The organism is Mesorhizobium sp. M0894 (assembly GCF_040319725.1).
GTDB lineage: Bacteria > Pseudomonadota > Alphaproteobacteria > Rhizobiales > Rhizobiaceae > Mesorhizobium.
The window spans coordinates 19,143-43,957 of the sequence record NZ_JAMYOG010000029.1 but is presented as its reverse complement, the minus strand read 5'-3'; the positions used below and the strand labels follow the sequence as shown (position 1 = coordinate 43,957).

At 61.0% G+C, this 24,815-nt stretch carries 22 protein-coding genes and 1 riboswitch; of the genes, 16 read left to right on the top strand and 6 right to left on the bottom strand.

The annotated features are described in order from the left end of the window. Positions 1 to 143: 143 nt before the first annotated feature. The gene (gene groES, locus NKH91_RS30480; RefSeq protein ID WP_006333965.1) at positions 144 to 440 is read right to left on the bottom strand and encodes a co-chaperone GroES; all 297 of its coding nucleotides are present in this window, start codon (positions 438 to 440) and stop codon (positions 144 to 146) included. 228 nt (positions 441 to 668) lie between these two features. On the opposite strand from groES, the gene NKH91_RS30475 reads away from it, so the two are divergent. Further along, entirely contained in the window at positions 669 to 1,604 is a 936-nt protein-coding gene (locus tag NKH91_RS30475) for a bifunctional helix-turn-helix transcriptional regulator/GNAT family N-acetyltransferase (RefSeq protein ID WP_352849118.1), read from the top strand. A gap of 37 nt (positions 1,605 to 1,641) precedes the next feature. On the opposite strand, the gene NKH91_RS30470 is transcribed toward NKH91_RS30475, so the two are convergent. Then, positions 1,642 to 2,475: a GyrI-like domain-containing protein gene (locus tag NKH91_RS30470; RefSeq protein ID WP_352849116.1), complete on the bottom strand. Its 834-nt coding sequence runs from the start codon at positions 2,473 to 2,475 to the stop codon at positions 1,642 to 1,644. Positions 2,476 to 2,751: 276 nt separating this feature from the next. Then, positions 2,752 to 2,956, top strand: a riboswitch (cobalamin riboswitch). A gap of 167 nt (positions 2,957 to 3,123) precedes the next feature. Here NKH91_RS30470 and NKH91_RS30465 point away from each other — a divergent pair. The 8 genes from NKH91_RS30465 (at position 3,124) to NKH91_RS30430 (ending at position 12,270) form a co-directional block, all read left to right on the top strand. Next, the gene (locus NKH91_RS30465; RefSeq protein ID WP_352849114.1) at positions 3,124 to 3,546 is read left to right on the top strand and encodes an ATP-binding cassette domain-containing protein; all 423 of its coding nucleotides are present in this window, start codon (positions 3,124 to 3,126) and stop codon (positions 3,544 to 3,546) included. Continuing rightward, a complete protein-coding gene (locus NKH91_RS30460; protein ID WP_352849121.1) occupies positions 3,479 to 3,865 on the top strand; it encodes an ATP-binding cassette domain-containing protein in 387 nt (128 codons plus the stop codon). The genes NKH91_RS30465 and NKH91_RS30460 overlap by 68 nt, the downstream gene beginning before the upstream one ends. Further along, complete coding sequence (locus NKH91_RS30455; protein WP_352849111.1) at positions 3,862 to 4,806, top strand: ABC transporter substrate-binding protein; 945 nt, start codon at positions 3,862 to 3,864, stop codon at positions 4,804 to 4,806. The genes NKH91_RS30460 and NKH91_RS30455 overlap by 4 nt, the downstream gene beginning before the upstream one ends. A 29-nt stretch (positions 4,807 to 4,835) precedes the next feature. Further along, positions 4,836 to 5,837 carry a FecCD family ABC transporter permease gene (locus NKH91_RS30450; RefSeq protein ID WP_352481735.1) on the top strand — a complete coding sequence of 334 codons (1,002 nt, stop codon included), beginning with the start codon at positions 4,836 to 4,838 and terminating at the stop codon, positions 5,835 to 5,837. Between the two features lie 81 nt (positions 5,838 to 5,918). Next, positions 5,919 to 6,398 carry a MarR family winged helix-turn-helix transcriptional regulator gene (locus tag NKH91_RS30445; RefSeq protein ID WP_023717107.1) on the top strand — a complete coding sequence of 160 codons (480 nt, stop codon included), beginning with the start codon at positions 5,919 to 5,921 and terminating at the stop codon, positions 6,396 to 6,398. Then, a complete protein-coding gene (locus NKH91_RS30440) occupies positions 6,395 to 7,573 on the top strand; it encodes an HlyD family secretion protein (protein ID WP_352849109.1) in 1,179 nt (392 codons plus the stop codon). The genes NKH91_RS30445 and NKH91_RS30440 overlap by 4 nt, the downstream gene beginning before the upstream one ends. Positions 7,574 to 7,876: 303 nt before the next feature. Beyond that, on the top strand, positions 7,877 to 9,412 hold the full coding sequence (locus NKH91_RS30435; RefSeq protein ID WP_352849107.1) for a DHA2 family efflux MFS transporter permease subunit: 1,536 nt from the start codon (positions 7,877 to 7,879) through the stop codon (positions 9,410 to 9,412). A 173-nt stretch (positions 9,413 to 9,585) separates the two neighbouring features. Further along, a complete protein-coding gene (locus tag NKH91_RS30430) occupies positions 9,586 to 12,270 on the top strand; it encodes an EAL domain-containing protein (protein ID WP_352849104.1) in 2,685 nt (894 codons plus the stop codon). 48 nt (positions 12,271 to 12,318) lie between these two features. Here NKH91_RS30430 and NKH91_RS30425 read toward each other — a convergent pair whose 3' ends face one another. After that, the gene (locus NKH91_RS30425; RefSeq protein WP_023717111.1) at positions 12,319 to 12,837 is read right to left on the bottom strand and encodes a CAP domain-containing protein; all 519 of its coding nucleotides are present in this window, start codon (positions 12,835 to 12,837) and stop codon (positions 12,319 to 12,321) included. Positions 12,838 to 13,050: 213 nt separating this feature from the next. Between NKH91_RS30425 and NKH91_RS30420 the strand changes: the two genes are divergently transcribed. The 5 genes from NKH91_RS30420 (at position 13,051) to NKH91_RS30400 (ending at position 19,371) form a co-directional block, all read left to right on the top strand. After that, complete coding sequence (locus tag NKH91_RS30420; protein WP_352849102.1) at positions 13,051 to 13,812, top strand: Tll0287-like domain-containing protein; 762 nt, start codon at positions 13,051 to 13,053, stop codon at positions 13,810 to 13,812. After that, positions 13,809 to 16,595 carry an ATP-binding response regulator gene (locus NKH91_RS30415; protein WP_352481732.1) on the top strand — a complete coding sequence of 929 codons (2,787 nt, stop codon included), beginning with the start codon at positions 13,809 to 13,811 and terminating at the stop codon, positions 16,593 to 16,595. The genes NKH91_RS30420 and NKH91_RS30415 overlap by 4 nt, the downstream gene beginning before the upstream one ends. A 2-nt stretch (positions 16,596 to 16,597) precedes the next feature. Further along, positions 16,598 to 16,969 carry a response regulator gene (locus NKH91_RS30410; RefSeq protein WP_023717114.1) on the top strand — a complete coding sequence of 124 codons (372 nt, stop codon included), beginning with the start codon at positions 16,598 to 16,600 and terminating at the stop codon, positions 16,967 to 16,969. Between the two features lie 24 nt (positions 16,970 to 16,993). Further along, positions 16,994 to 18,559, top strand: a complete 1,566-nt coding sequence (locus tag NKH91_RS30405) for an adenylate/guanylate cyclase domain-containing protein (RefSeq protein WP_352481731.1) — start codon at positions 16,994 to 16,996, stop codon at positions 18,557 to 18,559. A 113-nt stretch (positions 18,560 to 18,672) separates the two neighbouring features. Beyond that, positions 18,673 to 19,371 carry a superoxide dismutase gene (locus NKH91_RS30400; protein ID WP_084642425.1) on the top strand — a complete coding sequence of 233 codons (699 nt, stop codon included), beginning with the start codon at positions 18,673 to 18,675 and terminating at the stop codon, positions 19,369 to 19,371. Between the two features lie 482 nt (positions 19,372 to 19,853). Here the strand turns inward: NKH91_RS30400 and NKH91_RS30395 are convergent, their stop codons facing one another. Beyond that, on the bottom strand, positions 19,854 to 20,219 hold the full coding sequence (locus tag NKH91_RS30395) for a winged helix-turn-helix transcriptional regulator (protein ID WP_352849100.1): 366 nt from the start codon (positions 20,217 to 20,219) through the stop codon (positions 19,854 to 19,856). 107 nt (positions 20,220 to 20,326) lie between these two features. Between NKH91_RS30395 and NKH91_RS30390 the strand changes: the two genes are divergently transcribed. Next, complete coding sequence (locus tag NKH91_RS30390) at positions 20,327 to 21,031, top strand: glutathione S-transferase family protein (protein WP_352849098.1); 705 nt, start codon at positions 20,327 to 20,329, stop codon at positions 21,029 to 21,031. 145 nt (positions 21,032 to 21,176) lie between these two features. Next, on the top strand, positions 21,177 to 22,001 hold the full coding sequence (locus NKH91_RS30385) for a DUF2189 domain-containing protein (RefSeq protein ID WP_352849095.1): 825 nt from the start codon (positions 21,177 to 21,179) through the stop codon (positions 21,999 to 22,001). A 6-nt stretch (positions 22,002 to 22,007) separates the two neighbouring features. Here the strand turns inward: NKH91_RS30385 and NKH91_RS30380 are convergent, their stop codons facing one another. Both NKH91_RS30380 and NKH91_RS30375 read right to left on the bottom strand, forming a co-directional pair. Further along, entirely contained in the window at positions 22,008 to 22,640 is a 633-nt protein-coding gene (locus NKH91_RS30380; protein WP_023674336.1) for a LysE family translocator, read from the bottom strand. Between the two features lie 122 nt (positions 22,641 to 22,762). Beyond that, positions 22,763 to 24,730 (bottom strand): pilus assembly protein TadG-related protein, encoded by a 1,968-nt coding sequence (locus NKH91_RS30375; RefSeq protein WP_352849093.1) that lies wholly within the window; start codon positions 24,728 to 24,730, stop codon positions 22,763 to 22,765. Between the last annotated feature and the right edge of the window lie 85 nt (positions 24,731 to 24,815).

The window sequence follows — 24,815 nt, the reverse complement described above, 5'->3', positions numbered from 1 at the left end:
CACCGCGTCGGCGAGGATGTTGACGCCGCGCAGCATGCGCTCACGAGCGTCGCGGGAGAATTTTACGTCTTTGGCAGCCATTTTTAGCTCCTGGCAGGGGCTTGGATTGAGCCCGAAGATTTAAATGAGGGTGAGGCCGATATTCAGCCGATGATGCCCATAATGTCGGCTTCCTTCATGATCAGAAGGTCTTCGCCATTGAGCTTGACTTCGGTGCCCGACCACTTGCCGAACAGGATACGGTCGCCGGCCTTGACGTCCAGCGGGACGAGCTTGCCGGCTTCGTCACGGGCGCCGGAACCGACGGCGATGATCTCGCCTTCCTGCGGCTTTTCCTTCGCCGTGTCGGGAATGATGATCCCGCCCGCGGTCTTGGATTCGGATTCGACCCGACGAACGACCACGCGGTCATGAAGCGGGCGGAACTTCGACTTTGCCATTTTTTATTCCTCGATGAGAATGGTGAGAACAGTTCCTCCGTCCGGCGGCGCCGGACATGGTTAGCACTCATCTTGGGGGAGTGCTAACGTGGCGCTGAAATAGTCTGGCAACTCGCGTGAGTCAAGGCGCCCGGTGAGCATCATCAGGACAATTGCTTCAAACGGATGCTTCAAACAGATACTTGACCAAGTCAACTAAATCGCTGATCTTGCCCGGAGGAGGATGCCATGACCATTCATCATCACCCAGGCAAGGAGCGGATCGACGCGGTGCGGGCCTTCAACCGCTTTTATACCCGCCAGATCGGGCTGCTCGACGAAGGGCTGCTGAAAAGCACCTTCTCGCTGACCGAGGCGCGGGTGCTCTATGAGCTGGCGCATCGCGATGGCCTGACCGCCACCGATCTTGGGCGCGATCTCGGCCTCGATGCCGGTTATCTCAGCCGGCTGCTGAAGAAGTTCGAGGAGCGTGATCTGGTCGAGCGTGCCACGATCGAGGCGGATGCGCGGCGCTCGTCGATCGCGCTGACCAAGGCCGGGCGGCAGGCCTTCGCACCGCTGAACCAGGGCTCGCACGACCAGGTCGCGGCTTTGCTCGACCGGCTTTCGGATGCCGAACAGGACAGGCTGGTCAAAGCCATGCAGACGGTGCAGCGTTTGCTGGGCGGAAGCGCCGAGCCCAAAATTCCCTATATGCTGCGGCCTCTGCAAGTCGGCGACATCGGCTGGATTATTCATCGCCAGGGCCTGCTCTACGCGCAGGAATATGGCTGGGACGAAACCTATGAAGCGCTGGTCGCCGAAATCCTCGGTGCCTTCGTCAAATCCTTCGATCCGAAATGGGAACGCAGCTGGATCGCCGAGCGGGAAGGCGAGGTCGTCGGCTCCGTCTTCGTCGTGCGCCAGTCGGACGCGGTGGCGAAATTGCGCCTGCTCTACGTCGAGCCCTCGGCGCGAGGTCTCGGCATCGGCAAGCGGCTGGTCGAGGAATGTATCGGCTTTTGCCGCCCCACGGGTTACAGGACACTGACGCTGTGGACCAACGACGTGCTCGCCGCCGCCCGCCACATCTATGAGGCTGCGGGCTTTAAATTGACCAACGAGGAGCGCCACCATTCCTTCGGCCAGGATCTGGTCGGCCAGAACTGGAATTTGGAGTTGTAGCAGCGCTTCCGGCGCTTCGGCGTCGGCCTGCCGTACCTCACCCTTTGACCGGTATCCAGATTTCCAGCCCGCCATTGCCGCTGTGCGGATCAAATTCGGGGCCGTAACGCTCGAATTCCGGCGCATCGGCGATCTCGTGCCCAGAGGCTGGCAGCCATTTGTTCCAGATCGTGTTGACCGTGCGGCGGATGGTCGAGATATGGTCACGATGGGCGAACACGGCGTATTTCTGCGCCGGCACGCGCACACGCCAAAACTCCCTCGGCAGGTCCGAAAAATCGGACACTTCGACGCCAGCGATGTAGTCGAAATTGCCGGCGTCGTCGCCGTTGACGCAGACGCCATAGGCGACGTCGCCGATCTCGCCAGGAATGTTGCCAATATAGGGGCCGAACCGCTGCCACTGCATCGGGATGCCGGCGCTGGTTTCGCAGCTGTAGCGCTCGCCGAGACCGGCGATGAGAAACGGCCGGCTGGTCTCAAAACGCGGCGGTTCGAGAGTGGCGAGAAAGGACTGGTCCATCAGGATCGGCTCCACAAGATCGAGGTTGTCGAGCGAGCCTTGTGCGCGCACCAGTTCCGGCGTGGTGCCGAACTGGTCGCGGAAGGCGCGGGTGAAGGCCTCATGCGAGGCATAGCCGGCGTCGAGCGCGACCGAGAGGATGTCGGGTGCGCCGGCGCCAAGCTTGCGCGCCGCTTCGGTCAGTCGGCGAGAACGGACGTAGCTCATCACCGAACGGCCGGTAGCCGCGCCGAAAGCCCGCGTCACATGAAAGCGCGACACCCCGCTGATCTTGGCGACATCGTCCAGCGAGACTGCTTCGGGCAGATGGCTTTCGACGAACCACAGCGCCTTCTCGGTCGGATTCATTTGGCACCTCGCATTGGCCCAGTCTCCGCATTGGCCCAGTCTTTACATTGGCCATGTCTTATATTGGCAAGATTATGGTGCCGCTTCCTGGCGGAGGCAGTTTGATCGAAATTGCGCACTGCGCAAATCGAGAGCGACGGTCGTCGGCAAGTCGCAAATCGCGCGAAAAGGCTTGACAGGAAGCGGGCAAACGTCCTTTTAAATGTAACGTTATTACATCACGAGGTCTATATGGCTCCTTCTGACAAGACTTATTGCGCTGTGATTGGCGGAAAACTAGGGTGGCTGACTGATGGTCCCCGAGTCGAAAGGCAAGGGGTGAAAAGGGAACACGGTGAGATCTTCGGATCGAGGCCGCGGCTGCCCCCGCAACTGTAAGCGGTTAGCAAAAATCCGAAGTGCCACTGGCCGGCAAGGCTGGGAAGGCAGGATGGCGCAAAGACCCGCGAGCCAGGAGACCTGCCATCAGCATGAGTTGACCGGACGGGGTGTGCCGGGAGGAGACGTGGACATCGGTCTTGTCGGCCGGTCCGTCCAGCTTCCTTCCGTCGCCATTGAGAAAGTGACGGTAAGTTGGACGCCTCCCAGCCTCTTCTTGAAGCGTGTGAACTGAGCGCGACGACGAATGGCCGGTGCCTGGTCAGCGCGGTGAGCCTTTCGATAGCGCCGGGCGACCGCCTCGCCATCATCGGCCCCAATGGCGCCGGCAAGACGACGCTGCTGCGCATGCTATGCGGTACGCTGCGGCCAAGCGCGGGAGATGTGAGATTTTCCGGACGCCGGCTGGAGAGGTTTTCGGCCGCCGAGCGGGCACTGCACATGGCGGTCGTTGGCCAGACCGACCAGCCTGATCCGCGGCTTGCCGTGATCGACTACGTCGAGCTTGGGCGCGTCCCGCATGCCGGCTTGCGACGGAGGAGCGAGCAACGCGACATCGTCATTGAAGCACTTCGCAGAACCGGCCTGCTGCCGCTGCTCGGCCGCACGATCGGCTCGCTATCCGGTGGCGAGCGGCAACGCGCCCAGTTGGCGCGCCATCGCCCAGGAGCCCAAAATCCTGTTCCTCGATGAACCGACCAATCATCTCGATCCGCGCGCCCGCAGCGACCTTCTCGAACTCGTATCGCAGTTTGGCATGACCGTCGTGGCGGTGCTTCATGATCTGTCGCTTGTCACGCCATTTGCCACCAGGGTCGCGGTGATGAACGAGGCCCGCCTGCAGGCACTTGCCAGTCCGCGCGAGGCGCTGACCAAGAAGTTGATCCGCGAGATTTTCGGCGTTGACGTGCTTTGGCTGCGCCATCCCACCGAAGACCGCGAACTCACGGTCTTCGACGTTCCGAACCGCGCCTCTTCACATCCCGATTTGACCAAGGAGCAACATCCGTGAAACGCATCGTACTGTCTTTTGCCTCCCTCCTACTTGCCCAGACCGCCTTCGCTTTCCCGGTAACCGTTGATAGCTGCGGCACGCCGCTGACGTTCGACGCCGCGCCGAAGCGCGCCGTCATCCAAGATCTGAACATGGCGGAGATGGCCTTCGCGCTGGGGCTGCAACCATCGATCGTCGGCCTGACCGGCATCACCGGATGGTATAAGGTCGGTCCGGAATTCAAGGCCGAGCAGGGCGCGATCCCGGAACTCGCGCCGAAATACCCGACCCTCGAAAACCTCGTCGCCGTCGAGCCCGATTTCTTCTTCGCCGGCTGGTATTACGGTATGAAGCCTGGCGGCGAGGTGACGCCCGATACGCTGGCCCCGCACGGTATCAAGACGCTGGTGCTGACGGAAAGTTGCGTCCATCTCGACCAGAACCGCCCCGCCGCCTCGATGGACCTGCTCTATGGTGATGTCGAAAAGCTGGGCAAGATTTTTGGCAAGGAGGCGGAGGCGGGAAAGCTTGTTTCGAACTGGAAGGCGCAGCTCGCCGATATCACGGCAAAGATCGGCGACCGCACGGGAACGCGTGTGTTTCTTTACGACTCCGGCGAAGACAAACCCTTCACATCAGGCAAGTTCGCGATCCCCAGCGCCATGATCGCCGCAGCGGGCGGCGACAACATCATGGCCGACATGCCGACGAGCTGGGGCAATACGGATTGGGAGACGGTGGCGGCCCGCAATCCGCAATTTCTTATCCTGCTCGACTACCAGGACGGCGGCTACAGAAAACTGCTCGATTTCCTGAAAGCTCATCCGGCGATGAAGGAGACTGAGGCGGTCAAAAATGAGCACTTCATTGCGCTGCGCTATGCCGAACTGACGCCTGGGCCTGCCAACATCGAGGGGATCGGCAAGATCGCCAGGGCGATGCACCCGGAAGCTTTCTGAGCTTGCGCCAGAGAGCGTTCGAATTGGCGATGACAGCAGGAGCAGCAGCGATTGCCGCTCTTGCTCTGCTGTCGATTGCCTATGGATCGACGGTCATCGCGTTGAGCGACGTGATTGCTGCGCTCGGACATGCCGCCGGGCTGGACGGAGACATCGTGTCCGGTCCGGCCGGCAAGATCCCGATTGCCAAGATCGTCCTCGATCTTAGGCTACCGCGCACGATTATGGCCATCTGTGTCGGCGCCGGGCTGGGCGTCATCGGCGCGCTGCTGCAGACGGTAACGCGCAACGACCTCGCAGATCCGTTCTTGTTCGGCCTGTCGTCCGGAGCCGCGGCCGGCGCGGTTTCCGTCATCACCATTTTTGGCGACCATTTCGGTATCTGGACGTTGCCGGTCGCGGCCTTCACGGGCGGCGTATTGGCCGCCGGCATCGTGCTTTTGCTGGTTTCGCGGGTGAGGGGGCAAGGCCCCGAACGGCTGATCCTCGCCGGGCTTGCCGTCTCGTTCATGTTCACCGCCTTGACTAACTATCTCGTCTTTGCCGGAGACCAGCGCGCCGCTCACTCGGTGTTGTTCTGGACGATGGGCGGGCTCGGGCTGGCCCGTTGGGACAATATCGAGCTGGCTGCTCTGGGCGCAGGCACCATCCTTGTTTATGGACTTTGGAACCACCGCCGGCTCGACGCTTTCCTGGCCGGCGAGAATGCCGCTGAAAGCCTCGGCGTGCCGGTTGCGCGGATGCGCAGGATGACATTTCTCGTCGCCGCTTTCTCGACGGCGATCCTTGTCTCGGTCGCAGGCGTCATAGGTTTCGTTGGCTTGATGATCCCACATCTGTCCAGGACCCTGGCCGGCCCGCTTCATCTGCGCCTGATTGCAAGCTGCGCCCTCTTCGGAGCGGTGCTGTTGCTGGCAAGCGACCTTCTCGCGCGCACGCTGTTGCCGCCGCAGGAACTGCCGATCGGCATCATCACCAGTTCGGTCGGCGCTTTCTTCGTGGTCACGATGCTCATTCGCAATCGCTCATGATGTGACTGCCATGCACATTTGCCACCCTCTGGCATAATCCGGCTCCTTGAATTATGAGCACGCTTATTATATATGTCGCTCATGGTTTCCGACGGCATCGACAGATTGGGCTTTTTGATCCACGACGTGCAGCGCCTGATGCGCAAGCGCTTCGAGGCGCGCGCCAGCGGTTTTGGCCTTTCTTCGGCGCAATGGCGGCTTCTGGTCCGCGTCGCCAAGGAGGCGGGTGTCGCGCAGGCGCGGCTTGCCGAGCTTCTCGAAATCGAGCCGATCAGCGTCTCGCGTCTTGTCGATCGCATGGAGGAGGGCGGCTGGATCGAGCGCCGTCCCGACGCAACCGACAGACGAGTGCGCATGATTTTCCCGACCGCCAAGGCGAACGCAGCCTACGCCCACGTCAAGAGCCTTGCCGGCGAGGTGTATGAGGAATCGCTCGTTGGCGTTTCGCCGGAAGATCGCCGCGTCCTGGTCAAGGCGCTGGAGACAATGGTGCAGAATCTTGCGGATGGTGAGACGCCGCCCTCGGAAAAAGTGAAGAATACGGAAGGCGCAGCAGCATGAACGCGGTAGCCAAAGTAGATAAGAATGCGGCCAAGCTGGAGATGGAAGCTCCCGCGAAGCCGGCGGCAGCTCCGGTAACGGTCGCTCCGCAGGTAGCTCCGGCGCCAGTGGCGCCGAAGAAGAAGCGTCGTGCCGGCCGCCTCCTTTTGATGTTTGTGCTGCCCGCTGCGTTGATCGCCGGCGGCAGCTATGTCTGGGTGACCGGCGGCCGCTATCAGGAGACCGAGAACGCCAATCTGCAGCAGGCCAAGGTGTCGATAGCCGCCGATACGGCGGGCCGCATCGTTCAGGTCGATATTTTCGACAACCAGTCTGTCAAGCAGGGCGACGTGTTGTTCGCCATTGATCCCGAGCCCTACCGGATCGCATTGGCCCAGGCCGATGCGGCGGTGGCCGGCGCGCGGCTCAATGTCGAGCAGCTGCGTGCGGCCTACAGCCAGGCGCTGGCGCAAGAGAAGTCCGACGAAAGCCAGGTCCAGTACGCGCAGTCGCAGTATGACCGCGCCGCCGACCTTGCCCGCAAGGGCATCAACGCCAAGTCGTCGCTGGACGAGGCCAAGAACGACCTCGACAAGGCCAAGCAGCAGCTGGCCGTGGCCCAGCAAGGGATCGTCAGCGCCAAGGCGGCACTTGGCGGCAATCCCGACATCGAGACCGACAAGCATCCGACAGTGATGGCGGCGCTCGCTGCACGCAACAAGGCGGCCTACGATCTGGTCCAGACAACAGTCAAAGCGCCTGCCGACGGCATCATCAGCCAGGCCGCTTCGTTCAAGGTCGGCCAGTATGTCGGCTCGGGCACGCCGCTGTTTTCGCTGGTCGAGACCGGCGATACCTGGGTCGACGCCAATTTCAAGGAAACGCAGCTCACCAACATGAATCCGGGCCAAAAGGCCGAAATCGTGGTCGACACCTATCCGGGCAAGACGTTCGAAGCCACCGTCAAGGCGATCGGCGCCGGCACCGGGGCCGAGTTCTCGCTGCTGCCCGCGCAGAACGCGACCGGCAACTGGGTCAAGGTCACGCAGCGCATTCCGGTCCGCCTGGAATTGACCGATGCCGACGCCAAGACGGCGCTGCGCACCGGCATGAGCGCGACGGTCACGGTGGACACCGGCGTTTCCCGCGGGCTGCCGAGCATTTTCCACAGCGCGACGGCAGGCGAGGCCAAGTAAAGAGGCCGAACAGCGGCCGCATAGCAAACAGCGAGATGGATGCAGGATTGGTCCGAGGGAGACGCAGGAAAAGTTGAATGCGTAGACGCGCTGCGCTGTAGCCTGCCTGAGCAGACAACGCGCGCAGGATCTTCGGTCCTCAGGTTTCCGGGCGGCAGGCGCCCGCTTTGTCGAGACGCTCAGTCGATGTAACCCCCACATCGATGCTCGCGTCCCACCGCGATGAGGGTCTCTCTACAGCGGGGCCTCGCCGTCCGGAAACCTAATGTACACGTTTTTGTTACCTGCTGGAAGTTTTACGTCATGAGCAGCCCAGAACCCTTTCGCGAAGTGCCGCACCGCGGCCTGATCACAGTTGCGCTCATGCTGGCGACGATCATGCAGGCGCTCGACACGACGATCGCCAACGTTGCGCTGCCGACCATGACCGGCGATCTCGGCGCCTCCCCCGACAACATCAACTGGGTGCTGACCTCCTACATCGTTGCCGCCGCGATCATGACGCCGGTGACCGGCTGGCTTGCCGACCGCTTCGGTCGCAAGGAACTGTTCCTGACGGCGGTGGTCGGCTTTACCGTCTTCTCCATGCTGTGCGGCATCGCCTGGAGCCTGGAGACCATCGTTCTCTTCCGGCTGATGCAAGGCGTCTTCGGTGCGGCCATCGTGCCGCTGTCGCAGACCTTCCTGCTCGACATCAACCCTAGGGAACGCCACGGCCAGGCCATGGCCATCTGGGGCGCCGGCATCATGCTGGGACCGATCCTTGGCCCGACGCTGGGTGGCTGGCTGACCGAGAATTTCAACTGGCGCTGGGTGTTCTTCATCAACCTGCCGGTCGGCATCATCGCCTTCCTCGGCATGGCCGCATATCTCCCCAGCGTTGCCCGGCGGGTGCGCAGCTTCGATTTCTTCGGCTTCGCCATGCTCTCGCTCGGTGTCGGCGCGTTGCAACTGATGCTAGATCGCGGCGGCGAGGTCGACTGGTTTTCCTCGATCGAGATATGGATCGAGCTTGGTCTTTCCATCACCGGCTTCTGGGTATTCACCATTCACACGTTGACGGCGGAGCACCCCTTTATCGACCCGAAGATCTTCCTCGATCGCAATTTCGTCACCGGGCTGGCGTTCATCTTTGTCATGGGCGTGCTCATTTTGGCGAGCATGTCGCTGCTGCCGCCAATGCTGTCGACCATCTTCGGCTATCCGACCCTCACCATCGGCATCGTCCTGGGGCCACGCGGTGTCGGCACGATGATCGCGATGCTGTTCGTCGGGCGGATCATGCACAGGATCGATGCCAGGATCCTCGTCGTCATCGGCTTCCTGCTGACCGCGCAATCGCTCTACACGATGTCCAGCTTCTCGCCGCAGATGGACAACTGGCTTATCCTCAGCTCCGGCGTCATCCAGGGCCTTGGAATGGGAATGGTGTTCGTGCCGCTGTCCACCGTGGCCTTCGCCACGCTCGACGCACGCTTCCGTACCGATGCCACGGCGTTGTTCAGCCTGGTGCGCAATCTTGGCTCATCGATCGGCGTATCGGTGGTGACGGTTCTGCTGGTGCGTAACACGCAGATCAACCACGCCGAGCTCTCGGCCTATGTCAACCCGTTCAATCCCAACCTCTGGGCGGCGTCGCCGGCAGCAGCGGGCGGCGATCCGATGGCGCTGTCGCTGATGGATCGCATGGTCAATATCCAGGCGATGATGATCTCCTACGTCAATGACTTCAAGCTGCTGATGATGATGACACTGCTTGCCGTCCCGTTTGTTTTCCTGCTGCGCAAGCCAAAGGCTGCGCCGCCCGCCGGTGGAGCGCCTACCGCGCATATGGACTAAGTCTCACGGCTCCGGCAACCGCGACCGGCTCACGGCTTCCGTTGCCTGTGCCGGTCGGGTCGGCATTGAGCCGGTTCACCTGCCATTAGTATATCCCGACCAATATGCACTCGCTTTTGGGTTGAAGGCGAGCCTCCTTTGCTTGCCTCAAGCATCAGCGGGAGGAACTGTGTTTGGCCACGAAATCATCCAGGCAAACCGCCGAAGTGCCCGAATCCGCCAATTTGACGACGCTGGCACAACTGGCGACTGCCTCATATGAGGCGCTCGAGCGCGAGCTTCGCGCCACGATTGCAGCGCTTCAGGACCAGGCACTGCGGTTCCAGACCGCGATCGAGAACATCTCGCAAGGCATCTGCTTTTTTGACGCCGATGAACGGCTGATCCTGTGCAACCGGCGCTATGCGGAAATCTATCGCCTTGCGCCGGAGCAATTGCAGCCGGGTGCGGCGCTGCGCGAAATCGTCGAGCGGCGCGTCGCTGTCGGGACCTCGGCAATGAATGCGGACGCCTATCTGGCGTTGGCCCGGGCAGTCAATTCGGGCACTGCTTCGGGGAACTGGACAGCCGAGCTCGCCGATGGCCGGACAATTCAGGTCTGCCATCAACCGATGCCTGACGGCGGCTGGGTGGCCACGCACGAGGACATCAGCGAGCTCAGCGCCAACCGCTTGGTCGTCGACGAGCGTATCTCCTTGCAGACGCTGATCGACCTGGTGCCTGACTACATGTGGGTGAAGGACACCGAAAGCCGCTTCGTCGTCGCCAACCGAGCCATTGCGTCCGACAGCGGTCGAGACAGCACGAGCGACATGATCGGCCTGAGCGACTTCGACCTTCATGCGCCGGATCTTGCGCAGAAATTTCGCTTCGTCGAGCAGCAACTGATGCGCGACGGACAACCGATGATCGACGAGGAGGAGTTCGTCGTCGATGCGTCAGGCACCGGCAAATGGTTCCTGTCTACGAAACTGCCATTGCGCAACGTTCAAAACAACATTTTCGGCCTCGTCGGCATTGCCCGCGACATCACTGCGCGCAAGCAGGCCGAAATCCTTCGCGATGGGCAGGCGCATATCCTCGAGATGATCGCAAAGAGCGCTCCCCTCGAAGACGTGCTCGAGCGGCTCATGCGTCTGGTCGAGTCCCAACTGGCGGGGATATTCGGTTCGGTCTTGCTGCTCGACAAGGATGGCAGCCACTTGCGCCACGCCGCCGCGCCGAGCCTGGCGAAAGACTACACCGACGCCGTCGACGGCGCCGCGGTCGGCCCTCGGGCGGGGTCTTGCGGAACGGCGGTCTATCGGCACGAGCCGGTGATTGTCGCTGACATCATGCAGGATCCGCTTTGGCAGGATTATCGCGAACTCGCGCGGCCGCACGGTTTGCGTTCGTGCTGGTCGACCCCGATCCTGTCGCATCAGGGCGCGGTGCTTGGCGTCTTTGCGATGTATTCGATGACGGTGCGCGAACCGACCGAGGCCGAGACCCGCCTGATCGATTTCACCACGCGCATCGCCGGGATCGCCATCGAACGCAAACAGGCTGAAGACCGGATCCACTTCATGGCCAATCATGACGTGCTGACCGGGCTTCCCAATCGCGCCTTGCTCGAGGATCGGCTTTCGCAGGCGGTCCTGTACGCCCAGCGATACGATCGCTGGGTGACGGTGGTGTTCATCGATCTGGACAATTTCAAATTTGTCAACGACACGCTCGGCCACAATGCCGGAGACGAGCTTCTGAAGATCGTCGCAAGTCGCATGGTCGACTGCGTGAGGGCAACCGATACCGTCGTGCGGCTTGGCGGCGACGAATTCGTCATCGTGCTTTTCGACCAGCCGGCGAACGTCGATCTCGTTTCCGAGACCTTGCAAAAGCTCAGGTCGGCACTCGCCGAACCGGTTCGGCTCGGAGCGCATCTTGTGCGGGCGACGGCCAGCATAGGCATTGCCAACTATCCGAAGGATGGGACTGATCCCGATACGCTGCTGGCAAATGCCGATGCGGCCATGTATCGCGCCAAGGAGTTCGGCCGCGACAATTTCCAGTTTTACGCTCCGGAGTTCAATACCCGGGCGCATGAAAAATTCGTGCTTCAGGAAGAGTTGCGAAACGCCTTGGCGCGTTCGGAATTCACTCTGCTCTACCAACCGCAAGTGGACCTTCGGTCAGGTCGGATTTTTGCGGTCGAGGCGCTGATACGCTGGAACCATCCAACGCTTGGCACGATAATGCCGACGATGTTCATCCCGACCGCCGAGGAGACAGGTCTGATCGTACCGATCGGCGACTGGGTTCTGCATGAGGCGTGCCGGCAGAACAAAGCCTGGCAAGACGCCGGGCTGCCGCCCTTGACCGTTTGCGTGAATGTGTCGGCGCGGCAATTCAGGGAGCGCAACCTGATCGATCGCATCGTCAGCGCGCTGAAGGACAGCGGCCTGGAGGCCAGGTATCTCGAGCTGGAGGTGACCGAGAGCCTTATCATGCAGGATATCGAGCTCGCCGTCGCGACCATGAACGCCCTGCAAAGCCTGGGTGTCCAGATCTCGATCGATGATTTCGGCACAGGCTATTCCAGCCTCAGCGCACTCAAAACCTTTCCCGTGGCGCGGCTGAAGATCGACAAGTCCTTCATCAAGGACCTCGCCGCCGACGAGAACGACCAGGCTGTGGCCAGCGCGGTGATTTCATTGGGGCAAAATCTCAACCTGAGGGTCATCGCCGAGGGCGTTGAGACAGATGATCAGGTGGCCTTCCTGCGCAGAAACAATTGCGACGAAATGCAAGGCTATCATTTCAGCAGACCGGTTTGTGCGCAGGACATCGAGGAGTTGCTCGGCGGCCGCAAAGACTGACGGCTCGATCATCCGGCACGGACTCCGCCGACCAAAGGCGAAACCGTGCTATCTTCCGAGCACAAGGCACCAGTAGCGAAGCGTGTTGTCGCGGCCGTCGCGTACATAGGCGAGGCCGAAGCGGGTGAAGCGCGGGTCTAGCATGTTGCGGCGGTGGCCTGGCGAATGCACCCAGATATCGAACAGCTTCTGCTGGTCGAAGCGGCCTTCGGCGATGTTCTCGGCGGCGGCGCCGGCAATGCCATTGTCTTTGACGCGCGAGGCAAAGTCCTTGCCCCAGCCGGTGGTGTGATTCATGCGGCCGCGGCGCGCCATGTAGCCGGCCTGCTGCAAGGCCGCCTGTTCGAGACGAGGATCGGCGACAAGCGGTCCAAGACCGGCTGAGGCCCGAATGCCGCTCAGGGTGCCGGCCGCGGAAGCAGAGACACCGGCGCCTTCGCCGGTGGGCAGCACGGCGGTTGCGCAGGCGGCGAGCCCGGCAAGGGCACCAAGGCCGGCAGCTCTGAGCAGCATGCGCCTGTTCAGGCTTGGTTTGCCTTCATAATTTTCAATTCTCGCAACGGTCATGCCCGCCTGACATAGCGGTGATCATGGCTTTTGCCGGGCAGGCGATTAGAATCTCGCTCAAGCCGACCCACAGCGCAACAAAAAGGGCCGAGCTCGCGGGTCGCAAGTCGCCCAGACTGTTCGTTGCGGAACCAGCAAAGTTTGCCGCTGGGTCCCCGCCTTTTATCGTGTTATGCTAATATACCCTAAAGGCCGTCCTTGAAGGGAACGGAAATGTCCGCCATGTCAACGTTGACCCGGACTTTCATTGCCGCTGTTCTTGTCGGCTGCGGACTCGTCGTGTCGTCTGCCATCGGAGCGGGAGTTACCGAGGATGTCGTGACGGGAACGCGACTCGCGGAATTGCTCCGTGCGGGGCGAAGCATCATCTCGAACTATCAGACGCTCATCAATGATCCTGCTCTTGGCGACAAGCACCTCGACGGTGAGCGCATTACGAGAGAAGCCATCGCCGCATACTCAAAACACACCGGCCACGACCCGCTTTCGGGCGGATTGACCGAGCGCGACCGGCGTCTGCTTGAGGCCCAGATTGAGGCGATGCGAGAGGTGGTGGACGAACAGCAAGATAACATCAACCGCGCGGGAACCGCTTTCAAAGGCTTCGTGCCAGCGGTGTTTGCGCGTCTGATGAATGACAAGTTCGCTGCCAAGGCCGGCAACGAAGCTCGGGTGCGCGTGACCGCGCCAGAGCAACTCGTGCGCAACCGCAAATCGCTTCCGGACGCATGGGAAGCACGGATCATCGAAAGCGTCTTGCTGGATCCGCAGAGAGCAAAGGGAGAAGCCTACACGGAAGTCACCGAGGCGGATGGGCGCCCTGCATTTCGAATGCTGCTGCCCGAATACTATACTGGCTCGTGTCTTTCCTGCCACGGCGAGCCGAAGGGCGAGATCGACGTGACAGGATACCCAAAGGAGGGCGGCAAAGCGGGCGATCTGGGAGGCGCGATAAGCATCGTCTTGTTCAAATGAGCGCTTTGGAACAATCACCGCACCGCGTGGAAACGGTATCGGCGCCGGCGAGGCCCTTTGCGCGTCCCTTTGCCCATCTACCGATTTCGGCCCGCATAGCTGCGCTGACAGCGGCCGGCCTTATCAGCCTTATCGTATCGTCAATCTTTCTCACACAGGCACTTTATCGCAGTGCAGATCGAACTGCGGAGACCAAAGCATTTTTCGACGCCGCGTCCACTGCGGCTGCGGCGCACGCAACATTCGGCGAATTGCGATACTGGCTGACTGATCTGTCGGTTAGCTTGTTGATGAATTCCCAGCGTAATGCCGAGCAGGCGCGCGAGCGACTACTGGCACATCTGGACCGCCTTTCGAAATCATCACCGGATGCGGTCAGGGAAATCCGCGTTGAGATGGATGCCTATGTCAAAACAGCGCTGGAGGCGGCAGACAGCTATACTCAAGACAACCGCATCATCGGCAACACTCTCCTCGCCGAGGCGCGCACCCACAGCGCAAACGTGGATGCTGCGCTTAACAAACTCGTCGACCGAGCGAGCGCCGAGGCAGAAGCCGCTCGCAACGAGGTCGTAACGGAAACCCAGAAAACGGCGACTACTGCTGCCGTTCTGGTGGCCATCGTGGTGATGATCGGGTCACTTCTCACCATCCTTGTTCTTCGCTCGATCGTCGGACCGTTGCGGCGGCTGAACCGGGTAATCGGAAATCTGACGGAAGGACGCTACGACGTCGAAATACAGGCAGAGGGAGGGGACGAGCTCGGCGCGATGGCGCGGACGCTTCGGCTTTTCCGGGCGAGCGCAATTGCCAAGCAACGACTGGAGGATGAGGCGGAGCGGCAAAGACGGACGATCGGAGCGGCACTCGAGGCGATTTCTGACGGATTTGTCCTGTTCGATTCGGAGGACAAGGTCCTTCTTGCCAACAGCAAATACTGCGAAATCTTTCCCGACAATGACCGAGCTACTCTGCCGGGGCAAAGCCTTCAGGATATTCTGAAAAGACGCTTGGCGAGCGGGCACGTCGACCTTGAGGGCGCGTCGCCGGAGGAATGGATTGCGAAGAGGCTGCGCATCCAGAAGGATCCGGCAGGCTTCGTCCACGAGGGTCGCTTTGGAGAACGCTGGGTCCGCGTCAGCAAACGAAAGACCCCTGACGGCGGGACCGTCGCCGTTTACACCGACATCACGGAACTGAAGCAGAGAGAGGTCGAACTCGAGCGGGCCAAGAGTCATGCTGAAGCGGCAAATGAGGCCAAGAGCAGCTTCCTCGCGTCCATGAGCCACGAGCTGCGCACTCCACTGAACGCGATCATTGGCTACAGCGAGATGCTGATCGAAGAGGCGAGCGACCAGCAAATGAATGAGTTCGTGCCAGATGTGGAAAAGATCGCCGGGGCCGGTCGCCATCTCCTCGCGCTCATTAACGACATCCTCGATCTGTCGAAGATCGAGGCAAATAAGATGGCAAATTTCCTGGAGACTTTCGACGTCGCCGACTTGTTGCGCGATGTCCAGGCCACAGTCGCGCCACTGATGGCGAAAAACCGAAACAGTTTCGTTATGGACCTCGCGGGCGACCTCGGGAAGATGCATTCGGACCAGACGAAGTTGCGTCAGAACCTCTTCAATCTCCTCAGTAACGCAGCCAAGTTCACCGAGGGGGGCCGTGTAACACTGGCGATTCGACGCGAGAGGAGATCGGACGGCGACTGGCTGATATTCACAGTGTCCGACACCGGGATCGGGATGACGCCAAAGCAGCAAGAACGGCTCTTTGATGCTTTTACGCAGGCAGACGCCTCCACCACTCGCAACTACGGCGGGACGGGATTGGGCCTCAGCATAACCCGGAGTTTCTGCCGCATGATCGGAGGCGTTGTAACCGTTAAAAGCGAGTTCGGAAAAGGCTCGACTTTCACAATGGAGATTCCAGCCGAGTGCGACGAAGAACCTGGCGAGCAGAAACCCGCCGAGCCGCTGTCGTCGAGACCCTCGGAGCAGGCGGTTCTGATCATAGATGACGAACCAGCCGCCCGAACTCTCATCGCCAGGTCCTTGGCTGAGGCGGGACTGGCATCAATCGAAGCAGCAAGCGGCGAGGAAGGCATAGCCGCGGCGCGAGCGCATCGCCCGGCCGCAATCGTTCTCGACATCATCATGCCGCATCAGGACGGCTGGTCAGTGCTGCGCTCACTGAAGGGCGATAAGGAGCTCTGCGAGATTCCGGTAATCCTTGCGACGATACTTGCAGATCGCGAACTCGGCCTCTCACTCGGTGCGGTCGAATACCTCACGAAGCCGATCGACACCCAGAAGCTTATACGAACAATAGAGGCTTGCGGCGGCGGCAACCGCGATGTGCTTGTTATTGACGACGATCAAGCCTCCCGCGACTTCCTTCGGCGTATCCTGATCAAGAAGGATTGGCGGGTTCACGAGGCAAGCGATGGCCTGCGCGGCCTCAAGCTGATGAAGCGGTTGTTACCGCGTCTGGTCCTGCTTGATCTGCTGATGCCCGAAATGGACGGGTTCCAGACCCTGAACGAGATGCAGCAGGTGCCCGAGCTTCAGAACATTCCGGTCGTCGTCGTGACTTCCAAGGATTTATCGGCGGACGAGCTCAAGTGGCTTCGCGACAGGGCGGTCGCGGTTGTAATCAAGGGCGCAAATAGTCGGTCTCAGTTGGTCGAGGCCCTCGAGCGCCAGATCTTCCCACTTGGGTCGACAGGTGCCAGCATTGCCGATCGCGGAACCGCCCCCATGGCTGAAGGAAGCTAAAGATGACGAGGATCCTTCTGGTAGAAGACAACGAATTGAACCGCGACATGCTTTTGCGGCGGTTGTCACGGCGTGGGTTCGAAGTCCTCATTGCGGAAAACGGACAGTCGGGCGTGGAACTCACCGTTTCGGAAAGGCCCGATCTCATCCTCATGGATATGAGCTTGCCGGTCATGGACGGGTGGGAGGCGACCCGGCGGATCAAGGCTGATCCGGCCACCTCCGGGATCCCGATCATTGCGCTTTCTGCGCACGCGATGGCCAACGATCGCGAAATGGCACTCGAGGCAGGCTGCGATGACTACGATAGCAAGCCGGTGGACCTGTCGCGACTTGTCCAGAAAATTGAACAATTGCTTGCCGCGAATCGATGAGGCGCGGACCGACGGTTTGAAAATATGCCTGCTAAGAACAAGTTCCAACGCCATGCGATCGCCGTCCATCTGGCGCAACAGCTCGCCGGACCGGCGCGGGCAATCTCAGGATTTCAGGAGTTGCTAACCGAGCAGGTGCAGGACCTCGGTCTGGCCCACATGAGACCGGATCTAGAGAAGGTTGGCGCCGCTGCTTGCGAATTGAGTAGCCTGATCGACAGCTTGATCCACGGCAAAGCGGACAATCAGAACCGGGCAGGGGTCGAGATCGAGGCGAAACTGCGCCACGACTTGCGAACGCCGCTCAACGCCATCATCGGCTATTCCGAAATGATTCGTGAAGAAGCCGAAGAATTGCACGAATACGCGCTGGAAGAGGATGTCAGGGTGATGCTCGCCGCGGCGGCTGAGTTGCTGGCGCATGTCGATGCGATTGCCGGCCTCTCGCGCGCACCCGACAGCGAGGAACCGCGGACCACGGATCAGGCTGAGATCGATGTGGCAGGGCTCGAACGGGCACTGATCAAGGCAGAGCACGACGCAAGCTCCGGTCACGGTGGCCGCATACTTGTCGTCGACGACATCACCAGCAACCGCGGTCTCCTCTCGCGCCGCTTGCAACGTGACGGTCATCAGGTAGTCACTGCCGAGTCCGGTCCGTCGGCGCTGACTCACCTCGCGGAACACGAGTTCGACCTAGTTCTGCTGGACGTCCTAATGCCGGACATGAACGGCATCGAGGTGCTCTCGCGATTGAAAGCGGAGCGCCGATGGCGGCATATCCCTGTCATCATGATATCGGGGTTGGACGAAGTGGACGCGGTGGTCCGCTGCATCGAGGCGGGGGCCGACGACTACTTGCCTAAACCTTTCAATCCGGTCCTGCTGCGCGCCCGGATCAACTCGAGTTTGGAGAAGAAACGTTGGCTCGACCGCGAGCACCAGTATCTTCAGCGGATCGAGGCGGAGAAGCGGCGGGCTGACTCGCTTCTCCATGCGATCCTGCCCGGTCAGATCGTGGCACGGCTGCAACGGGGCGAAGAGTTCATTGCCGACCGGTTCGATGAAGTGACCATTCTTTTTGCCGATATTGTCGGTTTCTCGAGCATAGCGGCAAGGTTGCCGCCGTCGGACCTGATCAAACGCCTCGACGGGCTATTCAGCACGTTCGACGTCTTGGCGGAGAAGCATGCCGTGGAGAAAATCAAGACCATCGGAGACGCCTATATGGCTGCGGGCGGTGTTCCGGAACCGGCAGCTGACCATGCCGACAGGATCGTGGCACTGGGGAAATCCATGCTGGACGCGTTGAAGCCCTTAGCGTGGGGCAACGATGGTTTTCGGATCCGCATTGGCGTGCACACGGGACCGGTGATCGCGGGCCTGATCGGCCGGCATCGGTTCGTCTACGACGTCTGGGGCGAAACCGTGAATATTGCAAGCCGGCTCGAGTCCCAGGGCGTGGCCGACCGCATGCAGATTTCGGAGGCAACCAAGCAGGCCCTGCACACCTCCTGGAAGCTCGAACCGCGCTGTAATGTAGAACTGGCAGGTGTCGGCAGGATTGAAACCTATCTCGTTCAACACTGATCGGAACAATGGCTAACCCTCAGGGAATTTCGCGAAGCGATGCTTGGAGTCGCGACACCTCGTAAACGAACAGCATGCAGCATTGGCGTTCCACTTTCACCCGGAGCTACACCATGAACAGGCGTCAGAGTCTTCTATTTCTCGCAGGAGCATCGGCCGCGGCAGCCAACACAACCCTGTTGGGCGCCGCGGCCTTTGCGCAGGAGACCCAACCCTTCAAGCTCCCACCGCTCGGCTACGCGAACAACGCATTAGAGCCGCACATCGACGCGACCACGATGATGATCCATCACGACCGCCATCACGCCGCTTATGTGAATGCCTGCAATCAACTCGTGCCGCTTTGGCCCGAGCTCGCCAGCACGCCGATGGAGGCTATTCTGGCAGATCTGGGCAAGGTCCCGGAAGGCGTGCGCAACAATCTTGGGGGACATTGGAATCACACTCACTTCTGGGAGCTGATGACTCCCGGGGGCCCCAACCAGCCCGGTGGCGACCTCAACGCCGCCATAAGCAGCACCTTCGGCAGCTATGCGGGCCTGACCGAAAAGCTCACGGCGGTTGGCCTTGGCCGCTTTGGCTCCGGCTGGGTATGGCTTGTCGTGAACAAGGACAAGAAGCTCGACATCGTCAGCACAGCCAACCAGGACACGCCGCTCGAGCTAGGGGCGCGTCCGGTGATTGGCGTCGACGTCTGGGAACACGCCTATTATCTCAAGTATCAGAACCGCCGCGCCGACTACCTCAAGGAATGGTGGCGCGTGGTGAACTGGGACAAGGCCCTCGCCAACTTCAAGAAGTCGACCGGCTGAGGGGGCCGCAGATCGCGACGCCTCGTCTCTTCAGCCGCAGCAGCCGGCCGCGTTCGTGGTCACAGCTGTTTTTTTCAGCGTCTCGCGCGAATACCGAGCGGTTCGCCGGCTGGGGTAGCGCCTTCGGTTCAGACATCCCGGTTGCCAATTTCCGCGACTGGCTTGTCTGTCGTGTTCACACCTTTGTATGCCCCAAGCTGTGACCGAAGGGCAGCAACGGGTCCGAGACGCGACCTTCGCGGCATCATTGGCAAAGGTCCGCAAGTGGCGCAAACCAGCCCACGCTATGCTGGACGCGAAGGTCAGCTTTTTGGCCCAATCATCCCGAAAGCGGATCTCCGCTTCCGGCCCAAACGCGACGTTAGAGTATCTGCTCGGCAATGACAGCTTCTGGCGCTGTCCGTGCATTCCGATATTCGGCCGGATCCTATCCAAAGCGGTTGTCCAGCCTCGGATAGCAAGCGTCAGATTTTCACGATCGGCTAGGCCGCTGTGTCTAGCCTCGTTTCCGGCATCGGTGGAGCCTGGCCGACCCGGTCGTCCTCGGTATGTTCCCACCATCTGCCCAAGGCCTCGATGAGCGGCACAAGCTTGAGACCGGGCGTCGTGAGGTCGTAATCCACGCGTAGCGGATAGCCGGCATGCGCCGTTCGCCGCACAATCCCGGCGTCCTCCAGCTTGCGCAGTTCGAGAGCCAGAATGCGGTGCGACACGGTCGGGTTGTCACGCCTCAGATCGCTGAAGCGCTTGGTGCCGTCCTTGAGATAGTAGAGCAGCAAGGTGGGCCAGCGACCGCTGAGCACACGCATGGTCTCTTCGATCGGGCAGCGTGAGACGACATCTTTCATGGGGGGACCTGGTTACAGAATAGTGCGTAATTTACATGGGGCGACCAGCGTTTAGGGTCAAGTTTCGCTGCGCAGCGTAATCCCTAAATTATGGAAGAGACAAAGAAATGGAACCTATCCTCCTTTATGGCTTCCCGCTGGGAAGTTCGATGGGGCTCGTCGCTGCATTTGAACGCGTCGGACAGCCCTACCGCCTGTGTCGAGTCGACATGCTCACTGAAATGAAGAACGACGCCTATGCCAGCATCAACGGCCGTCAGGAAACGCCGGTGTTGATCACCGACGAAGGCAGGGTGCTCACCGAGACCATGGCGATTGCCGCTTGGCTCGAAGCCCGCGATACGCAACGTCGTATCAGCTTTGAGCCTCGCTCGCCGGAAGCCGACCGGATGCACCAGCTGATGGCTTTCGTGAACACCGGCTTCACCGCCGCTTTCACCCCGCTCTGGGCCGCACATGAAATGGAATCGGCCGAGCCGGTGCTGCTGGCAACCTTGCGTGACTTTGGCCGCAAGGTCGTTACCAACCGCCATGACCAGCTCGAGGCGATGATCCTCGACACGGATTTCCTGGTCGGCGACCGGCTGACGCTTGCCGATACCACGCTGATCGGCGTGGCGCGCTGGGCGGAGTTCCACAAGGCGGTCGACGGCGCAGCTTATCCCAAGCTGGCGGCGTTGCGCCGCCGGATCGAAAGCGATCCGGACGTGCGATTTGCGCAGGCCATCGAGGATGGTGAAAAGCCGGCCGGGTCAGGCGCTTGCCTCGGTCACGTGCGGCTGGCCGAGGTGATCGATCGCTTCGCGGCCTAATCTGTTCGTTCAGCCGCCCGGCGCGCCCTGGCGCCGGGTGGTGGCGACAAGCGCGCCGAGATCGGCTATCATATCGCCGTTCTTGAAGTGGCAGCTGCGGGCGGCCATCCTGGCGGTGACCGCCCCGACACACGGGAGAAAGGTTATGGCTGGCTTTCATGTCATGGCGGACGCGCGTGGAATGCATGTACAGCCCACGGTGCGCCGCATCAGCACCGAGGATCTGATCGATGCGCTCCGTCTCGGCGTAGAGGATTTCTGGGCCAAGCCGTCGCATTATGTGTTCCTGTGCCTGATCTATCCGGTGGTCGGCCTGATCCTGACGCAGTGGACGTCGGGCTCGAATGCCATCCAGCTCATCTATCCGCTGATGTCCGGCTTCGCTTTGGTCGGTCCGTTCGCCGCTATCGGCCTTTACGAAATCAGCCGTCGGCGCGAGTTCGGCATGGATACATCCTGGTGGCATGCGCTCGACGTGCGCCACTCGCCGGCGCTGCCCGCGATTGCGGTCATCGGCATCATGCTGCTGGTACTGTTCCTGCTCTGGCTGTTCACCGCGCAATCGATCTACACCAGCCTGTACGGCAATCAGCCTCCGACCTCTATCGTCGGCTTTGTTCGCGAGGTGCTGACGACCAGTAAGGGCTGGACACTGATCCTGCTCGGCAACCTGGCCGGGTTCGCCTTCGCCGCGATCGTGCTGGCGACGACTGTCGTCGCCTTTCCGCTGCTGCTCGACCGCGATGTCGGCGCGGTCTCGGCAGTCGAGACGTCGGCGCGCGCAGTTATGACAAACCCGCTGCAGATGGCGCTGTGGGGCCTAATGGTCGCCGTGCTCCTGGTCATCGGCTCGATCCCGCTATTTGCCGGGCTTGCCGTCGTCATGCCCGTCCTTGGCCACGCGACCTGGCATCTCTACCGCACGGTGGTCGAACCGGAGCGGGCACAGCAGGTCAGACGGCCGATGTAGGCCCGATCAGCGTTGCGCATCGGTTGCCATCTTGACGGCCAGCGCGGTCAGCACCGTGCCCATCATCCAGCGCTGGATCACCAGCCATAGCGGCCGCCCGGCGAGGAAGATGGCGATCGAGCCGGCCGTCACCGCGATGATGGCGTTGACGGTCAGGCTGATGGCGACCTGCGTGGCACCGAGCACCAGAAGCTGCGACAGCACGTGGCCCTTGCCGGGGCTGATGAACTGCGGCAGCAGCGACAGATAGAGCACTGCCACCTTCGGGTTGAGGAGGTTGGTCATCAGGCCCATGGCGAACAGCTTGCGCGGCCTGTCCTTAGGCAGTTCGCGGATCTGGAAGGGCGAGCGCCCGCCCGGCTTCACCGCTTGCCAGGCAAGCCACAGCAGATAGAGCGCGCCGGCAAGGCGCAGCACGTCATAGGCGAAGGGGACGGCGAGCAGCAGCGCGGTGATGCCGAACGCCGCTGACAGCACGTAGAATAAAAAACCGAGCGCCACGCCCCCCAGCGAGATCAGCCCGGCCTTCGGCCCTTGCGACAGCGAGCGCGAAATCAGATAGATCATGTTCGGGCCGGGCGTCAGCACCATGCCGAGGCAGACCAGCGCGAAGGCGAGATGGTTGGCGGGTTCAGGCAAGAGCGTATCTCCGGATGGGGACACTCACCACATGCTTCCCCCACCCGCAAGGGCATGAGGGCAGGAGCCTTTGCGCCAGCGCGCTGCGCCCCTCTGCCTTTACGTCGCTAATCCCATCGCCTTCAGCCGACGATGCGCAGGTTCGACAATTCGTTGGCGATTTCCTTAAAATTGTCGGACAGCGTCGCGCCCGTCGCATTCCAGAACAACTTGGCCGGCTTGCTCGGGTCGGCCGGATCCTTGCGGAAGCGCGAATCCGAGGAACACGCCTTCAGCGCATCGATCGCCTTCTTGTCGCCAGTATCTGTGGGCGACAGGTCGAGCGCCACCGTCATCACCAGAATGTTCGAATTCTTTGCATTGGCGCAGAGCGTTTTCATCTGCTCGTCGAGTGCTGCCGTGTAGTTGGCACCGGTATAGGTGGTCTTGCCGATATCGGTGCTGGTATTCATGAACAGGCGGGTCACGCTTCCAGATCCCGGATAGGTCAGGCCAGTGTAGCCGTAGGCGGCGTAGGTCGACCTGTTGTTGGCATAGCTGCCGTCGCTGACGGCGCTATAGGTATTGGCTCCGTCAGTCAGCACCACGACCACCTTGTCGTTGCCCCGCTCGCTGTTCGGCCGGCCATCGGTGAACGGTGGGTTGCTCGATACCGTTCGCCAGCCCCAGGCAATGCCCTCCGGTACGTTGGTGTTGCCGTTCGGCGCCATGGCGTCGATGGCGTCCTTGATCTCCTGCTTCTCTGCGTCCTGGCTGACGTCCTTCAACGGCGTGATCGGGTTGGTGGTGCAGGAGGAATTCGGCCCATCGCCCGCGGCTGCGGATTGCGAACCGTACGGTTTTACCAGGAAATATTTGCGCATATCAGACTGTCGCTGCGAAGCGGTAGGACCGGCGACATAGGGCCAATCGGCCCACCAGTTGTTGCCGTAATTGTAAGACGTGCTGATGACGTCGTTGATGCCGTCACGGTTGAAATCGAGCCACAGAGTGCCAGCCTCATCCGGGGCGAACATCGGCACGAAAAGCGTGGCAGGCGCGGCTGTGTCGGGCGTGGTGTCGTCGACATTGTAGGGATATGGCCGTGCCTCGACGCAACCTTGCCAGCTCGCATAGCGGCTCGTCGTATAGATATATTCCGGTGCGCTCCAATGGCCGTACTGGCAGGTGCCGTTCTTCTTGTATGTGTCGCAGACATATTGCTTCGAATTGGGTACCTCTTCGCGGCCCGATTCGACCGTCATGTCGGCATAGAGGCTGAAACGCGTCAGCGGCTGGTCCTTGGTCTCGCCCCAGCCGGTGCCGCGCTTGTACCAGATGCCATTGAGCTTCTCGGCATATTTGTCCGGATTGTTGGCGGCACTCATCGTCGTCCAGTCAAAATCTTCATGCTGGATCGGGGAGATGCCGTCCTGATCCATCCAGCCGTCTTGATCGTGGGTAGGGCCGATATTGACCGAGGCCGCAAACGGCACGAGAGAAAATTGCACCGGTTTGGTGATCTGCTTCATCTGCTGCGCCTGAAGCGCCAGCGTATCGACAAGCTGCTTGGCGGCCGACTTCAGCAGGTCTATTCGCTTCTCGCCGGTGCCGGAGCCGAGATCGGTCATTGAGCCGGAATTGTCGAGCACAAGCGCGACTTCGAGGGTGTTCTTGAGGCGGAGTTCCGAACATTCGGTGAAGGTCGTGTCGCTTGCCGTGCCGCCGATCAGCAGGCTGGCGGCCGGTAGAAAATAGGGGTGGAAGGTGAGGCCGGCGCAGAGCTTCAAGGTGCCGCCGCCGGCATTGTTGTTGGGCAGCGTGACGGTCAGCACTGTGTTCGCCGGGTCGATACGTGCGAGATTGGTTTCGAAAAATGTCTTGGCGTAGGCCTTGACGTCGTCGTCGCTGGCGCCGGCGACGATCTGCTGGGCGGCGGCGAGGCCGGCCGCATCAAGTGCGTTCAGCGTTTCGTGCTTTTGGCGCAGCAACTCCCCGTAATCGACACTGAGCGCCAGACCGGCCATCAGCGGCACAATGGTGATTGCAGTCATTAAGGAGTAGTTGCCACGTCTGTCGTGTCGAAATTTTCCGATTATTGCCTTCAGCATTCCCGCCCCGCCCTATTTTTCCCGGACGATGCCACGCATTTTTAAATTTCCGATTGCTAAAATACGTTCAAGGTCCGTACGGTTT